The sequence below is a fragment of the Saprospira grandis genome (assembly GCF_027594745.1).
GTDB lineage: Bacteria > Bacteroidota > Bacteroidia > Chitinophagales > Saprospiraceae > Saprospira > Saprospira grandis.
Genome location: NZ_CP110854.1, coordinates 244,127 through 258,034, shown reverse-complemented (window position 1 = coordinate 258,034; position 13,908 = coordinate 244,127). Strand labels below are relative to the sequence as shown.

Genomic DNA, 13,908 nt, shown 5'->3' with positions numbered 1-13,908 from the left:
TCTGCTCGGCCCTGCGCAAAAAAACAAGTTTTTTGCTTGGTCTGCGGCTTCGCCGCACTGCCTACCATCGCTAGGCCTGCGGCCCTAGGGGCTTGCTATATGGGCCTGTAGGTTGAAACCTACAGCCAATTAACGAATGCATTTTTGTGTTCAATGGAGGGTTGAAACCCTCCATAAATAAACATTTTAGCCCTTCTTTGCTGATGGAGTCTAGTGGAACAGAAAATCCCCTCGAATGAGGGGGTGGCGTTTTTTTCAATAGCCTAGGGCCTTGGCCCTAGGGATGGCCGAAGGCCAAACGGCCTAGGGGCCTGCAAGGGGGCCGCGTAGCGGCAGACCAAGGGCGAAGCCCGCAGGGCCGAGCAGACCTGCGAGCCCTGCAAGGGCCCGGCCGCCTTTGGCGGCAGGCCCCAAAAAAAGAACTAATCTCTCCAGAGAAAGGGGAAGAGCAGCAAGACAATACTGCCCAAAATGAGATCAATGGCCAAAAGGATGAAAATGTCTTTATAATACATCGTGTCGGTCATTAGGCCCAGGGCAATTTTGCTAAGGCGCAAGAGGGTCATCAGGATCGGAATGACGATCGGAAAGCTGAGAATGGCCATCAGGGTGGCGGCTTGCTGGGCCTTGGCGGCAATGGCAGCCACAAAACTAAAGGCAATAGAAAAGCCAAGGCTGCCTAAAAACATCAGGAGAAAAAAGAGGCCCTGAAAGCGGATGGGATTGTCCATAATGAGCGAAAAACTGCCATAGGACAGGAGGCAGACTACAAAAAGTAGGAGCGTATTGTAGAAAATTTTGGAGAGAATGAGGGCCGCAGGTTGTAACAAAGAATAATAATAAAGCTGTCGCTCTTGGTTCTCTTGCACAAAGCTTTTGGCCACTGCATTGACCGAGGCAAAAAGCACGATAATCCAGTAGAGGGCCGCCCAAACCACCCCAGAGGTTTTTTCGCCCACAATGCTATAGACCACAAAAGTGGTGGATAAAACATAGAGCAAAATGCCACCAATAGCTTGTCGCTTTCTCCATTCGATGCGGGCATCTTTCTTAATCAGGGCCCAAGTTTGTTGCAAGATATTCATGGGGCGAAATTAGTAAAAAGGGAGCGCAAGCCGCCAAAAAATCAGCAAAATTCTTCCTCATTTAGGCCTTTGACAAAGGCATAGCGGCAGTGGTCCTCCCATTTTCCATTGATGCAAATAAATTGCTTGGCGGTGCCTTCTAGCTCAAAGCCCAGTTTTTCGATTAGGCGTCTGGAGCCCTTGTTTTGGGGCATAATATGGGCCTCTATGCGCTGCAAATCAAAGCGCTGCATGATGTTGGGATTGCTCAGTTTTAGGGCCTCTGTGGCCACGCCCAAATTATTAAACTGCTGATCTACCTTATAGCCCAAAAAACAAGAGCGCATGGCCCCATAAATAAAGTGGCTATAAGAAATATCGCCAATGATGCGATGTTTTTGGCTGTCGCTGCGATGAAAGATATAATAGCGAATAAAACGCCGCTGCTGATACAGCCATTTTTCTTCATTCAGACGCTTCTGAATCTCTTCGATTTGACAAAAAGCTTGAGGCCAGCGCGGCATATAGCGCTGAAAAAAGTAACGATTTCGAACCAAATACTCCTGTACCTGCTCGGCATATTCACTGCTCAGTTGGGTGAGGCCCAAACGCTGGCTTTCAAGCTCAAAAAGCATAAAATGACTTATTTAAATTGCATGGTATATTCGGCTACCGCCTTGATGGCCGCCTCAGAAAGTACCCCCTCATAGGCTTGCATGGCGCCTTTCCCTTTTTTGATCTGCATAATGCGCTCTTCTAGCGTCATGGTTGATTCGGGAAGAATTTTGGCGCCATTTAGGGCCATGCGGCCATTGGCCCCATGACAAACTACACAGTTTTTCTTATATACCATCGCTCCATTAACGGCTTTGGGTTTGGCAGGCGTTTTTGTGCTGCTGCTACTGCTACTGCTGCTACTACTGCTGCCATTATTGCTGTTGTTGTTGGGGCCCCCACAGGCCACAAAAATAGTGGCGAGGAACAAACTGCTGATAATTAGTCTTTTGCTCATAATCTACATTTTTGATAGCTGGAAAATATGTTTTTTCGCTCTAAAGCTGAACCCTTAATAAGACTTTTTGCCTTATATTGTATGTGCAAGATAGCACAAAAAGCAACCCCGATTTCTTTTTTAGAACCAATACAAACTAGAAGTATGGAATTTATCCCCTTAATCGCCTTAGGCGCTATTTTATATGTGCTCTTCTCATCTTTCAAAATGGTCCGAGAACGCTCCGCCCATATTGTAGAGCGTTTGGGGAGCTATAATCGCATTTTGCACCCCGGACTCAACTTTGTGGTCCCTTTCTTAGATAAGGTCAGTAAGCAGATTAACCTCAAGATCCAGCAAATGGATGTACAGATTGAGACCAAAACAAAGGATAATGTCTTTGTCAAGCTACAGGCTTCGGTGCACGTCCAAGTCATGGATACCAAAGTAAAAGAGGCCTATTATGAACTGGATAATCCCTATGGCCAAATTTCTTCCTATATCTTTGATGTGGTCCGAGCCGAGGTGCCAAAAATGGACCTAGATGATGTTTTTGCCCGCAAAGATGATATCGCCACAGCAGTTCGTATGGAGCTAGCCGAACATATGGAGAAATACGGTTATCGTATTGTCAAAACCCTAATCACAGATATTGACCCCGACCAATTGGTCAAGGATTCCATGAACCGCATCAATGCCGCCCGCCGAAATAAAGAAGCCATTGCGGAAGATGCCGAAGGGCGCAAAATCTCTAAGATTAAAGATGCCGAAGCCGAAAAAGAATCTAAACGCCTGCAAGGGGAAGGGGTGGCCGAACAACGCCTGGCCATTATTAAAGGTTTTGCCGATTCGGTAGAAGACTTTAGCAATACCCTTAGCGATGTCTCTCCCTCCGAGATTATGCAGTTTGTGCTGCTCACCCAGCATTATGACACGGTTAAGGAAATTGGAGAGAAAAACGCCTCTATTTTAGTGCCTTATAGCCCAGGTACGCTCTCTGGCCTCCAACAACAAATTATGGAGGGTACCCAATTGAGCGATAACCTCAATAAGCTGAAAATCTCTTCTCTAGAAGAAGAGGCCATCAAGAAAGCAGAGAAAAAACACTAGCCTAATGCTAGAAAATACAAAAGCGGATCAAGGAGCTAACTCCCTGATCCGCTTTTCTTCTTTATCCCTTCCAGAATGGAGGACGCTGCAGCTTGGCCGCAAAGCGCTTGCCTCTAATCTCTACCAAAACTTCAGTATCTTTTTTGGCCCAATTCGACTGAATATAAGCCAAGGCAATAGATTTTCCTAAACTAGGAGAGGGGCCACCAGAGGTAATCCGCCCAATCTCTTCTCCCTCTACAGAATAAACCAAATAGCCTTGTCTGGCCGGACGTTTCCCCTCCATGACCAATCCATAAAGCTTTTCTGTAGGCTTGTTTTCCTTAACCGCAGCAATTTTTTCCTTGCCCACAAAATCGCCTTTTTGCAATTTGGTGATCCAACTCAAACCCGCTGCAATAGGAGAGGTGGTATCATCAATGTCATTGCCATAAAGACAATAGCCCATCTCCAAACGGAGGCTGTCGCGAGCCCCTAAACCCACGGGCTGAATATCATAAGCAGCTCCAGCTTCAAAAATAGCGGCCCAAAGGGCTTCCGCATCTTCATTGCGAATGTAAATCTCAAATCCACCAGCTCCCGTATAACCCGTTGCCGAAACCAATACGTTTTCCAAGCCAGCAAATTTTCCTTTCTGAAAGCTATAGTATTTCATCTCGCCCAAGGCAATTTCGGTCAATGATTGTAGGGCCTCGACCGCTTTGGGACCTTGCACGGCCAATAAAGTCGTTTTATCCGAAATATCAATGAGCTCACAGTCAAAGCGATTTTGAGATTGCAACCAATCCCAATCCTTTTTCATATTCGAGGCATTGACCACCAACATAAAGGCTTGCTCTCCTGCCGCGCATTGGTCCTCGCCCAAACGATAAACCAAAAAGTCGTCAATAATTCCCCCTTCTTCATTGGGCAGACAGCTATATTGCACATCGCCCATCTCCAAACGGCTAGCATCATTAGAGCTCACCCACTGCACCAAATCCAGCGCTTCTTTTCCACGCACAATAAATTCGCCCATATGCGAAACGTCAAAAACACCAACAGAGGAACGTACGGCCAAATGCTCGGCTTTGATTCCAGCATAAGAAACGGGCATATCATAACCCGCAAAAGGAACCATCTTGGCCCCAAGTTCTTCATGGATATGGTGTAAGGCTGTTTTTTTCATGATCTATAGTTTTGTTGTGCAGCCCTAAAGCTGCCTGCTGTATAGGTTGTTTGTTCTTGCGGCACGAAACTACAAGTTTTTATGTTTTTGCCGAGCTTCTCTTCCCCTTTAATTTTTTCTTTTCTGCTGTTTTGGGGCCCGCGGCCGGCTAGGCTTCGCCTAGGTCGGCCGCCGCTATGCTGCGGGGCTCGCTGTTCGCTCGGCCCTTCGTTTTTTTCGCTTTGCTCAAAAAACTCGGTCTGGCCTGCGGCCACCCCTCCGCAGCGCTGGGCCAAATAAAACGCCCGTTTTTTGCTAATTGGCTGTTAGTCTATCAATTATATATAATAACTATCATTTTTTGATGAGTTATTTTTGGCTTTTGTCTTGATATTCAGTCTTTTATGTTTTTGCACGCTTTTCGGAAGCCTCCAACTCATGCAATTATATTTAGACTCATATGGGGCCTTTTTAGGCGTAGAAAATGGCATGTTTTGGTTCAAACCCAAGCATTCAGAAGGCCGTGCAATCGCTTGTCAGCGAATCAATTGTATCTTTTTAACCAAAGGAGTACGCATTAGTAGCGATGCCATTCTTCTGGCCCTCTCTCATAATATTCCTATGGTCTTTACCGATCAGCTGGGCCGCTCGCAAGGCTATCTCTGGTCGGGCCAATATGGCTCTATCTCTACGGTCAGAAAAAAACAAGCCCGCTTTGCCGACCATCCGCTGGGTATGGATTGGGTGCGAGACCAATTGCTCCAAAGGGCCAAAAATCAACTCAGGACCCTAGAGCTTTTGCAAGAGCAACCCTATGCCCGCAAAGATAAACAAGGCCAAAGCGATTTTGTCAAGGACCAAAAAAACCTGAGCAAACTGATCCAAAGATGGGAGAAACTCCCCATTTCTCCCCGAGCCAATTTGAAAGAATTAGCCGCCTCTTTTAGAGGCTGGGAGGGCGGCGCTAGCCGAACTTATTTTCAGGCCTTTGCCAGAGTCTTGCCCGAAAAATGGGGCTTTGCTGGCCGTATGCGCCGCCCCGCCTACGATCCCTTTAATGCCCTGCTCAATTATTTGTATGGAATGCTCTATCCCTTGGTCGAACTCAGCCTCATCAAAGCAGGCCTAGATCCCTATATGGGCGTCTTGCATACCGACCGATATAATCGGCCTACCCTGGTCTTTGATTGTATCGAAATTTATCGGCATTGGGCCGAATGGACCGCCCTGCAATTGGTCTTTGAAAAAGGCTTAGATCCCCAACAGCATTTTGAAGAACGCTCTATCCGAGAGGGCATTCGCCTAGCCCCCTCTGGCAAGAAAAAGGTGATTGCCGCCATGTTGGGCCATCTGGAGGAACGCTCTATTTATCAGGGCCAAAAAAGAAAAAGAAAAACCCAGATAGACTTAGGCCTCCAAAGCTTAGCTAGCTATCTGAAAACCCTCGATTTTTAACCAAACTACATACAAATGTCAACATTTAAACTAGACTGGTGGAAGCTACTAAGCTATTTTTTGGGCCTAAGTACTTTGGGCGGAACGCCTCTGCTCCTCTGGGAGGTCGGCGAATGGATGGAGGAACCCCAGACTTCTTCTGCTCCATTGGCCCTCAATCAAGGCCCCGAAAAAAAAACCTACCCCCTAATCGATTCTATAGAGGCCGATGCCTGGGAGGAGGAGCTGCGCTCTTCCGATTTGGAAAAAGAACGACCAGTCGCTCCGCCTGCCGATCCACCCAAAACAGCCCCAGCTACACCCAAATATGTGCAGTCCAATCGCCCCGAACCCGATAGAACAAAACGCCTAGGCTGTATTTGTATGGATGAAGAACAACAGGACCTCAAAGGAAGGGGCGCCTGTAGCGGCCATGGCGGGGTGCGCTATTGGGTCTATGCCCAAGCCAATTCCGATGTCCTTTTGCGCTATCCTACCGAAAGGCACGAACTGCACCCTCAGGCCCTCTCCACCGATGAGCTAAGCCAGTTGGCCGCTCATCAGGAAGATTTGAGGCAACCCAAGGCTTCTCCCGAAAAAATTAGCCCTAAAGATGCACAGGATTATTGGCAAAAGAAGAGAAAGCAACAAGAAGGACAGGCCGCCGCCGCAACTCCAAGATTAGAAAGGCTGCAGATAGAACCGCAGCAACAACAACAGCAGCGGATGGATCAAGAACGCTGGAATTTTTATCAATTGGTCATTGTCTTTATGGTTTGCGTGACCATTGCTTTTGTGACCTACACCATGTTTAGAGCCCGATGAAGAAGAGTCACTATATTATGTCCTACGATATTTCTTCTAATCGGCTGCGGCTGGCTGTTTGCAAATTGTTGCAGCGCCAAGGGGCCGAGCGCCTACAAAAGTCGGTCTTTTTTGCCCCCAATATGCTGCTAGAGGAAATCCGTGAACTCAGGGCCGATCTCCAACAACTGATGTTGCACCACCCCGAGGCCCTGCCTCAAGATAGCCTCATTTGTTTTCCCATCCGCAAGCAAAGCATAGAGGAAATGGTCTGGGCTGGAGAATCAGAAGACCTCCGCCGTTTATTAGATGAACTACTATTTATTTTATTGTAATTTTTTGGGGCCCGCGGCCGGCTAGGCTTCGCCTAGCTCGGCCGCCGCTATGCTGCGGGGCTCGCTGCTCGCTCGGCCCTTCGTTTTTTTCGCTTTGCTCAAAAAACTCGGTCTGGCCTACGGCCACCCCTCCGCAGCGCTGGGCCGCTCCACTTGCATTTTTTCTTGGGGCGCTCTTCTTTGGCGGCTAATTGCTCCCTTAAAATGGCATTCGTCGCTTCGCTCCTCATCCGTGATGACGACCCCGCCCACCCGCCCCTCCTCGGGATTCCCTAAGGAATCCCTTCGGGGGACCTTTGGCGGCTCGTTTTATGGACCAAAAGCTAAAGATCAAAAAGTCAGTAGAATAGATAAGCATTTCTTTCCACTAGAGCCAAGGCCGCACCGCCTTGGCTCTTTTTTACTTCGTAGATAGGAGCAAATTAGCTTAGAAAAAGCCTAATTGAATCTGGGAAAGAGCAGGGGCATGCCCTTTAAAGGAAACTAAAAACTATTGTCGGTCCAATAAAAAAGCTGTACCTTAAAATGACCAACCATTTTTTCAGTTACTTAAATAGATTTATGCGAAGCATTAGATTATTCATGACTGTTTTGGCCCTTTTATGCTTTGGGCAAACGGCAGTAAAAGCACAAATTGTCAAGGGAACTTATAAATTGCGCATTGCGGCTATGAGTCAGGCCATAGATAGTAGTGTATTTGCGCCCTTAGCCAAATATGGAGTGCTTAGTTTTGAGCCAACAGATAAAGGCCTAACTCGGGTATACCTAGGTAAGTACATGGGCAAGGCCACAGCGGCCAAGGTGCTGGCCTTGGTCAAAAAATCTGGGTTTAAGCAAGCCTATATTGTGCAAGAAGACGTCTTATTTGAGTCGGTAGATGGAGATGCCCTCACGCATAGCTTACAGTTTTCGGCCGATCGCTTACTAGATCTGTCAAAATTGCAAGCGAAGGCGGCTTGGAATGAAGCCTTGGCCAAGCAATTGCACATCAGCTATGCGAATGGGCATTATCGCTTATCCTTTGGTCTATTAAACCCTAGTTTTCAGGCTGTAGAGGTAGAGGAATTTCGGAATGCCTTGTTGAGTTTGGGCTATAAAGAGAGTTTTCTGCGTCGCTTTTCTAATAAAAAGACCGCCAACAAATAATTAGATGACTCGTCTTTTAGATTATTGGGAAGAAGAGGAAGAGCGCAGCAACTTGATGAGTTTCTTGTTGTTGGACCTGCTCTTTTTCTTTTTGATGGAAGCTAGTCGTCAGCTATATAATTCTTGGGGCCTAGATCATCCTGAGCTAGTCTATTTATACTTGCTGGCCTTTTTGCTTTGGAACAGTTGGCGGGGCTTATCGGTCTTTGTCAAGCGGCCCAAATTTGATGCTTATTGGATCTGGACGGGCCCGCAACTGCTAGGGCATTTTATTTTGTTGGTAGCGGCCTTATTTTGGTATTGGGCTTGGCCAGCTTTGGACCGGGCCATTTTGTGGGCCACGGCTAGTTTGTTATTTTCGGCTTTATTTCTGCCCCTAAGCAATTTGATTCGGCAACCGAGGCCGGCCCTTTTGATGTCTCCTTTATGGCTCTATTTTTTGGCCCATTGCTTTGGGCTAATTGGCCTGAGTTATACCCTTTTGGGTTGGGCAAAAGGAGGCGTATTTGTTGATTTGGGGTTTATCTTATCCGCTGCAGCGGGGGCACTATTTTTTGGATTATATTACTTTAATAAAAAAGATTTTGGGTATCTGCTCTATTATTTGGGGCCTTTATGGGCCTTGACGTATTATTGTTATTTGAGTGAAGAAAAAGCGATTGTCAATTATTTGGATTTGATTCCCTTGAAGGAGCTCATCCACTAATTGCAAAATTGTAATTTTGGGCAGAGAAGGGGCCAATGGCCTAGCGATGTGCAGCAGTGGCCCGCAGGGCCAGACCGAGCCGCTGAAAGCGGCGAAGGGCCGAGCAGACTTGCGAGCTGCGAAACGTAGCGCCGACGACCGAAGGGAGGCGGAGGCCCCAAAAAAATAAAAAATAAAAAAGAGATGAAGCAATTAACAGTATTGATGGGCCTGCTATTTTTAGTGGGCAGTCTTTGGGCGCAAGGGGTAAACACCGACCCCTTTGAGTCGACAGATCGGGATAAATTATATAAGGAAATTGAGGATGTATTGACTCAATTTAAGCGAGATGACTGTGAGCAGACGCTCAAGCGCTTTAAGAAAGCGATTAAAGAGCGGCGGGTAACCGAGCAGCATTATGAGGGCTTTTTGAAGCTAAGCAACCAAATGGTGGGCTTAAAAATGAAGCGATACAACTACATTCGGCCCTTATTAGAGACCATTGTGTCCTTTGCGGAAGATGATGGTTTGACCCAAAAATACTTTGATCGTTGGATTGAGATTTCCTTGAAAGTATTGGAGGGAAAAGAGATTCGGGACAACTACCTATTTGAGAACTACCTCAAGTGGTCCTTAGGGTTTTGGATTGAAAACAACCTCTATAAAGTGAGTCGAGGCAGCCATACTTGGAAGGCCGACAGCCGGAACTTTGTGATTAAGTTTGAGAACAATGAGTTGGGGATACAGTATAAAAACACCACCTTATATTGTTTTAATAAGGATGACTCTTTGACCATTGAGGAGGCTTCTGGCACCTACTATCCTTTGCGCAAAGAAGCCGTATGGGAAGGCGAGTCAGGAGTTGTTCATTGGCGGCAGGAAGGGGCCGAAGATGCCCGTTGTGAGATTGCGGACTATGATATTTTGGCCAAGCAAACCTCTTACAAAGTAGATAGCTCTACCTTAATTTACCCCTCGGTATTTAAGGAGCCGATGGTGGGGATTTTTGAGGATCGGATTTCGAGACGCTCCGAAGTATATACCTATAAGGATGAAGAAACGGGCAAGAAAAAGGAGGGGATTCGGCAGCCGGCCAACCTATCTTATCCTCGTTTTTACTCTAGCTCTAAGCGGGTAGCCATTGAAGATATTGGAGAGGGAGTAGACTATCGGGGAGGATTTAAGCTAGAAGGAAACTATGTGCGGGGATATGGCGATAAGAACAACCGTTCGGTCATTGAGATTACGAATAGCAAAGGCGACTTAGTCGTGCGGGCCTTTTCGGAGTCCTTTGATATTACCAAGGGGCAGAAAGTAGAGTCTTTTTCTGCGGAGGTGAGTATTTATTTTGAGACCGAAAACGGGATCGACTCTATTTATCACCCGAATATTTTGATGCGTTATGACATCAAGAAGAAGTACCTCAGTTTGGAGCGAGGGAAAGACAAGACCTCTAAGGTACCTTTTTACAACTCCTTGCAAGATGGAGAAATGCGGACCAACTCGATTCGTTGGCAGATAGATAGTGATGAAATGGAATTGGGCGACAACAAAGAGAACATGGAAGTTACCTCTGATGAGTACTTTGATGATGATGTCATGCACAAATACCAATTGATTGGGACCACCAACCCCATTATTAAATTTGCCCTGATTTCAGAGGCCTTAGGCAGCAGTTTGGAGCAGCGCGCCAATGGCGAATGCCCAGATGACGAAATGGCCAATTGGGATATGGAATTGACCCTACAGGTAGATGACAGCAAACGACTGCCCCCAGAGTTTTTATTGGGGATGTTGGATAAGCGGATGGAAAAACTGCATATTATGGACTGCAAAACCATCCAGAAAGCGAAAATGAACCCCAAATTTAAGATCATTAGAAATTATGACGATTGGAACCAGTTTGAGAAGGGCTTTCCCTCTGTCTTTTCTCAGGGAATGATCGATGCCTATTACTACTGGGACTTTATCAATGATGTGCGTTCGCCCTCTCATAGTCGAGACAATGGCTCTACCTTGATTCAGGAAATGATTGCCGATGGTTTTATTACCTATGATCCCGAAGAGGATTTGATCGTTTTGCGTAAAAAGCTATTTCACTATAAGGAATCGGCCCGTAGAAGTGACTTTAATGTACACAACTACGACCAAATTAAAATCAAATCGGTCCCTTCAAAGGCCAAAAAACGGTCTTCTAATGCCACCTTTAATTTGAAAGATCAGAGCATGGAGACCATGGGCGTTATTGCCTTCACCCTTTCTGATAGTCAGCAGGTCTATGTGTCTCCTTTGGAGCAAAAGGTAGAGATGTTGGCCAATAAAGATATGCTCTTTAATGGGGTGATGGAAGCAGGCTTGCTCAAGTTTACAGGGCAGAATTTCCGCTTCTTCTATGAAAGTTATGAAGTGGCCATGGACAGTATTGACTTCATTGACTTTTATGTATATGAGCGGGAGAAATACTCTTCTGGTCCTTATGCTGGTTTTAATAGCGATGCTAGAGCAACTACCGATGAGGGACAACCCTCTAAGAAAACCCTACTCATCAATAACCAGCTGAGAAATACCAAGGGCGTATTATCTATTGATGCCCCTAGTAATAAATCGGGTAAGCAGGAGAGCCCAGCCGATATGCCCTCTGTTTTTGTGAGCGATACGGCCTATGTTTATTTTGAACGGGAAAGCCGCCTGAATGAGATTTATGGCGAACAGGTTTATCCGCAAGAAGATTTCTATTATCAGGTTTATCCAAACTTTGAAATACACACCTTAAAAGATTATGACTCGGATAATTTGCGCTTGCGGGGCTGTTTGACCCCGGCCGATATCTTTCCGAAGATTTATGAGCCACTAAAAATTATGTATCTGGACCTTTCCTTGGGCTTTGAGTCAGAAACCCCCGGAGAGGAAGGTTACCCCATTTACCTAAGAGAAGATCCTGGAAAAGGAAAAGGCCAATTTAAAGGCGCCTTTGGGATCAGTAACCAAGGGTTTTTGGCCAATGGTACCCTTGACTATTTAGGCGCCACCATCTCCTCGGAGTATATCGAGCTCTTGCCCGAGCGCTTTGTGGCCGATAGCGTAAAAGACTTTGCCCTAGAGGAAGAAGTAATTGATGGCGTAGAGTTTCCTAAAGTAGATGGACAATCTGTATTTATTGATTGGGCCCCCTATAGCGACTCTATGTATATTGAGTCGGATATGGAAGAAGGGGTCCCTTTTCAGTTCTTTGAAAGTGGAGAATATGTCCTAGATGGCTCGCTAAACTTGACGCCCAACGGCTTGTTGGGTAGAGGAATCTTTGAATGGGATGAAGCGACCCTGAAATCAAACCCCGGCGGAGACTTTAAGTTTGGGCGAAATAGCGTGACCTCCCCCTCTACAGCCGTCTCCATTAAACAACAAGGAGAGGTGGCCTTTGCCTTTGATAACAACAATGTAGAGGCGGTGGTCGATTTTGATAAACGAACAGGCGACTTTATTGCGCGAGAAAAAGACCTCAGTACCGACCTGCCCTATAACTCTTATAAAACCTCTTTGGACCGCTTCCACTGGGATATGGATAAACGCAATATTCATATTGATGCCACCGAGGGAAAAGCGGGCTTTTTCTTGGCCACCGAAGAAAGCCAAGATTCTCTTTACTTTATGGGAGTGTCTGCAGATTATGACCTCAATACCGGGCTCTTGCAAGTAGATGGCGTAGAGTACATCCGTGTAGCCGATGCCTTTATTTACCCCATCAATGAGCATATCGAAATTGAAGGACATGCCCATATGCGTACCCTAGATAGCTCTAGAATTGTGGCCGATACCTTTAACCAAAATCACCAAATTCTAGATGCTACCATCAACATTATTAGTAAGCGGGAGTATACGGCAGATGGCTTTTTGGAATTTAATGTAGACAATTTTAAGGACCAAAAAATTAAGTTTGACAATATCCGTGTAAAACAAAATGAGGCCCAGTTTATTACCTTTGGTAGTGGTGCCTTAGATGAACAAGATAGCTTTTATCTCGACCGCCGTACCCGATTTAAAGGGGATGTGGAGATGAGCGCAGAATCTAAAAACCTGACCTTTAGAGGCTTTGCCAAACTGACCTCTTCGGTGATCCCTCGCCCGCAATGGTTTGGTATTGACGCCCGAATTGATAAGAAGAATGTAGCCATTGATTATGATCTACCCATTAACCCAGAAGGTGAGGCCCTTTATGTTGGCCTTTATTTGGGAATGGACTCTTTGTATCTCTATCCCTCTATCTTAGCCCCCAAAAGAACCGTCAAAGACCGAGGAATCTTTGAAGCCCGAGGCCTAATTAAGTTCCATCAGTTCAAACAGATGTATATGTTTGGCGATTCGCTCAAGGTGATGGACCCCGACACGCTCGGTAACCTGATGACGGTCTCAGAGAAAAATGCCAAAGTAGAAGCGGTCGGTAGCTTTAACCTAGATGGTGGCTTTAAAAATCCCGAAATGCCCCCCATTAGCATTCAGTCTTATGGCGACTTTAGCTTTTTCCTCAATAAAGAGTCGGAGTTCCGCTTCGATATGGCTTCCTTGATGGATTTCTACCTCCCCGATCAATTGGCCAACCTCATCATTGAAGATTTACAGTCTAATGAGGAAACTATCGAGGAAATTTTGTATACTAGTGTACGCAATCGTTCTTTTAAATCTAGACTCAAGGAGTTTGTGCCCGAAAACCAAGCCTTTGATAAGCTGTGGAAAAAAGTGGCCAATGATAACCGCCTCGTCTTGCCCAAAGATTTAAAACATACGCTTTTCTTCTCTCAGATGATTATGAAGTGGAGCCCCAAAACACAGTCTTTTGTCTCTAATGGCCGATTGCAGCTGGCTTCTATGATGGGCACCCATATTGGCCAAATTGTTAAAGGAGCGGTAGAAGTACAAATGGATCCCGCTAGAGGAGATGTACTGAATATTTATTTTGTTTCTCCCAACGGAGAGTGGTATTATTTTCAATACACCAATGGCGTGCTCACTACGGCCTCTTCTAAGCCAGAGTACAACAATGCGGTGGCTGGTCTGAAACGAAAGTTTGCCAAGGTGAAAATCAATGGCAAAACTTATTCGGTTGAGGCTGGAAACTCTGGAATGTATTCTCAGTTCCGTCTACGTGCCAATTCGGCATTCTAATGTATAGGGGGGCTTTGGCCCCCTTTTTTTTG

The 13,908-nt window shown here is 46.1% G+C and carries 11 protein-coding genes; 7 read left to right on the top strand and 4 right to left on the bottom strand.

From position 1 onward, the window contains the following. Nucleotides 1-422: 422 nt before the first annotated feature. From OP864_RS00990 to OP864_RS00980, 3 genes are read right to left on the bottom strand one after another with little or no spacing between them, the layout of a single operon-like run. Nucleotides 423-1,085 (bottom strand): heme exporter protein CcmB, encoded by a 663-nt coding sequence (locus OP864_RS00990; protein WP_014373269.1) that lies wholly within the window; start codon nt 1,083-1,085, stop codon nt 423-425. Between the two features lie 41 nt (nt 1,086-1,126). Beyond that, complete coding sequence (locus tag OP864_RS00985; RefSeq protein WP_270099461.1) at nt 1,127-1,699, bottom strand: GNAT family N-acetyltransferase; 573 nt, start codon at nt 1,697-1,699, stop codon at nt 1,127-1,129. An 8-nt stretch (nt 1,700-1,707) separates the two neighbouring features. Further along, complete coding sequence (locus tag OP864_RS00980; protein ID WP_270099460.1) at nt 1,708-2,076, bottom strand: c-type cytochrome; 369 nt, start codon at nt 2,074-2,076, stop codon at nt 1,708-1,710. Nucleotides 2,077-2,220: 144 nt separating this feature from the next. Here OP864_RS00980 and OP864_RS00975 point away from each other — a divergent pair, with 144 nt between their 5' ends. Then, nucleotides 2,221-3,165, top strand: coding sequence for an SPFH domain-containing protein (locus OP864_RS00975; protein WP_270099459.1), 945 nt, complete (start codon nt 2,221-2,223; stop codon nt 3,163-3,165). Nucleotides 3,166-3,226: 61 nt separating this feature from the next. Here OP864_RS00975 and gcvT read toward each other — a convergent pair whose 3' ends face one another. Further along, on the bottom strand, nt 3,227-4,333 hold the full coding sequence (gene gcvT / locus OP864_RS00970; protein WP_270099458.1) for a glycine cleavage system aminomethyltransferase GcvT: 1,107 nt from the start codon (nt 4,331-4,333) through the stop codon (nt 3,227-3,229). A 417-nt stretch (nt 4,334-4,750) separates the two neighbouring features. On the opposite strand from gcvT, the gene cas1 reads away from it, so the two are divergent. The 6 genes from cas1 to OP864_RS00940 all read left to right on the top strand — a co-directional run bounded on the left by cas1 (nt 4,751) and on the right by OP864_RS00940 (nt 13,876). Then, on the top strand, nt 4,751-5,767 hold the full coding sequence (gene cas1, locus OP864_RS00965; RefSeq protein ID WP_270099457.1) for a CRISPR-associated endonuclease Cas1: 1,017 nt from the start codon (nt 4,751-4,753) through the stop codon (nt 5,765-5,767). Between the two features lie 15 nt (nt 5,768-5,782). Next, nucleotides 5,783-6,571, top strand: a complete 789-nt coding sequence (locus OP864_RS00960) for a hypothetical protein (protein ID WP_270099456.1) — start codon at nt 5,783-5,785, stop codon at nt 6,569-6,571. Next, nucleotides 6,568-6,885: a CRISPR-associated endonuclease Cas2 gene (cas2, locus tag OP864_RS00955; RefSeq protein WP_245538611.1), complete on the top strand. Its 318-nt coding sequence runs from the start codon at nt 6,568-6,570 to the stop codon at nt 6,883-6,885. The genes OP864_RS00960 and cas2 overlap by 4 nt, the downstream gene beginning before the upstream one ends. A 561-nt stretch (nt 6,886-7,446) precedes the next feature. Further along, nucleotides 7,447-8,031, top strand: coding sequence for a hypothetical protein (locus tag OP864_RS00950; RefSeq protein ID WP_270099455.1), 585 nt, complete (start codon nt 7,447-7,449; stop codon nt 8,029-8,031). Between the two features lie 4 nt (nt 8,032-8,035). Further along, on the top strand, nt 8,036-8,737 hold the full coding sequence (locus tag OP864_RS00945; protein WP_270099454.1) for a hypothetical protein: 702 nt from the start codon (nt 8,036-8,038) through the stop codon (nt 8,735-8,737). 183 nt (nt 8,738-8,920) lie between these two features. Next, nucleotides 8,921-13,876, top strand: a complete 4,956-nt coding sequence (locus OP864_RS00940; RefSeq protein ID WP_270099453.1) for a hypothetical protein — start codon at nt 8,921-8,923, stop codon at nt 13,874-13,876. Nucleotides 13,877-13,908: the final 32 nt, after the last annotated feature.

Bases quoted from the DNA above. Each gene is read 5' to 3' on its own strand.
- OP864_RS00990 (WP_014373269.1), bottom strand. From the start codon at position 1,085: ATGAATATCTTGCAACAAACTTGGGCCCTGATTAAGAAAGATGCCCGC.
- OP864_RS00985 (WP_270099461.1), bottom strand. From the start codon at position 1,699: ATGCTTTTTGAGCTTGAAAGCCAGCGTTTGGGCCTCACCCAACTGAGC.
- OP864_RS00980 (WP_270099460.1), bottom strand. From the start codon at position 2,076: ATGAGCAAAAGACTAATTATCAGCAGTTTGTTCCTCGCCACTATTTTT.
- OP864_RS00975 (WP_270099459.1), top strand. From the start codon at position 2,221: ATGGAATTTATCCCCTTAATCGCCTTAGGCGCTATTTTATATGTGCTC.
- gcvT (WP_270099458.1), bottom strand. From the start codon at position 4,333: ATGAAAAAAACAGCCTTACACCATATCCATGAAGAACTTGGGGCCAAG.
- cas1 (WP_270099457.1), top strand. From the start codon at position 4,751: ATGCAATTATATTTAGACTCATATGGGGCCTTTTTAGGCGTAGAAAAT.
- OP864_RS00960 (WP_270099456.1), top strand. From the start codon at position 5,783: ATGTCAACATTTAAACTAGACTGGTGGAAGCTACTAAGCTATTTTTTG.
- cas2 (WP_245538611.1), top strand. From the start codon at position 6,568: ATGAAGAAGAGTCACTATATTATGTCCTACGATATTTCTTCTAATCGG.
- OP864_RS00950 (WP_270099455.1), top strand. From the start codon at position 7,447: ATGCGAAGCATTAGATTATTCATGACTGTTTTGGCCCTTTTATGCTTT.
- OP864_RS00945 (WP_270099454.1), top strand. From the start codon at position 8,036: ATGACTCGTCTTTTAGATTATTGGGAAGAAGAGGAAGAGCGCAGCAAC.
- OP864_RS00940 (WP_270099453.1), top strand. From the start codon at position 8,921: ATGAAGCAATTAACAGTATTGATGGGCCTGCTATTTTTAGTGGGCAGT.